Here is a 1624-nt window from a genome sequence, read left to right as displayed (position 1 = left end):
TTTTAAAAATCTGATAGCTTCTACGATTGCGATTTTAGCCGCCAATTCTTTCGGATATCCATAGACTCCTGTGCTTATATTGGGAAATGCTATAGATTTTACCAGATGTTCCTTTGCGAGGATCAAGGAGTTTTGATAGCATTTTCTGAGAAGAATCTCTTCACCGTGTTTTCCCCCTTTCCATACAGGCCCCACAGTGTGTATTATATACTTAGCAGGAAGATTACCGCCATAGGTTATGACAGCTTCACCTGTTTCGCATCCCCCTCTTTTTTTTCTTATCTCGTCGCAATATTTTGAGATCTCTGGACCTCCGGCCCGGTGAATAGCTCCGTCTACACCTCCTCCACCTATAAGCCGGTTATTGGCAGCATTTACAATGGCGTCCACTTTAAGGGTTGTGATATCACCTTTTATCAAAGTTATTTTTCCAGACATTTTAAACACCTTCATCTTAATTTTTTATATGCATCTATCTAATTATACCCAAGGAGAGGACCTGTATCAAATAAATTCATGTAATCAAAAAATGCGATGATAAAAATAAGATCTAAATATTATACATAATTATTCCAAAAAGATGCTTGTTGTGAAAAAAAGTCTCTGTTGAAAATATAAAAATTCCAAATTAATTGCGGAAAATTTAATGGAAAGTTCAAAAAAGTGGTATTTTTTGCAAAAAAAAGTTAGTTTTAAACATGAGATAAGGATATACTAAAGTCAGATATAGTTACCAAATTCACAAAAGGTGAATTAAAAACTGACGGGAAAAAACTGTACAGTTGTAACTTTATAATTCAAATTATTTACAGGCTATAAAAAAATTATAAATAAAACTTCAGGGGGTAGAAAATGAGTTTACAATGGTTTAGAGTTCCTAAAGACATCGTTTTTGGAGAAAATGCATTAGAGTATCTATCAACACTAGAAGGTAAAAAGGCTACACTTGTTACAGGTGGAAGTTCTATGAAAAGATTCGGATTTTTGGACGAAGCAAAAGCACAACTTGAAAAAGCAGGAATGGAGGTTTCTATAGTTGACGGAGTAGAGCCAAATCCATCTGTGGAAACAGTGCTAAGAGGCGGAAAAGAGATGGCAGAATTCGGTCCTGACTGGATTATAGCTATCGGTGGAGGATCTGCACTTGATGCAGCTAAGATCATGTGGGTGTTCTATGAGTATCCTGATTCAAAATTTGAAGATCTTGTTGCAGGGAAATTTCCACAGCTTAGAAAAAAAGCTAAATTTATTGCTATTCCGTCTACAAGCGGTACAGCTTCTGAGATAACAGCTTTTTCTGTAATAACAGACACAGAAAATCACATAAAGTATCCTCTTGTTTCTTATGAGATTACTCCTGATATAGCTCTTCTTGATCCGGCACTTCCAGCAAAGATGCCTGCTCATATAACTGCCAATACAGGGATGGATGTAATGACTCATGCTATAGAAGCCTTTGTTTCTACTAATGCTACGAGTTATACTGACCCTATGGCTATGGAGTCCATAAAACTTGTTTATGATAATCTCCCTTTAGCTTATGAAAAAGCTGATCATATGGAAGCAAGAAATCACATGCACAATGCATCTACTCTTGCAGGGATGGCATTTACAAACTCTTCAC

2 protein-coding genes are annotated in these 1624 nt (G+C 36.2%); one reads left to right on the top strand and one right to left on the bottom strand.

Going from position 1 to position 1624, the window contains the following annotated elements:
* On the bottom strand, positions 1 to 438 hold a 438-nt coding region (locus tag ABZA26_RS14670; protein ID WP_372715229.1), incomplete at its 3' end, for an O-acetyl-ADP-ribose deacetylase.
* A gap of 414 nt (positions 439 to 852) precedes the next feature.
* Between ABZA26_RS14670 and ABZA26_RS14665 the strand changes: the two genes are divergently transcribed.
* Positions 853 to 1624: iron-containing alcohol dehydrogenase (locus ABZA26_RS14665; protein WP_372715228.1), on the top strand; the 772-nt coding region annotated here is incomplete at its 3' end.

Origin of the sequence: Ilyobacter sp. (assembly GCF_041583315.1) — a bacterium.
Classification (GTDB): domain Bacteria; phylum Fusobacteriota; class Fusobacteriia; order Fusobacteriales; family Fusobacteriaceae; genus Ilyobacter.
This window is presented reverse-complemented; position numbering and strand designations above follow the sequence as displayed.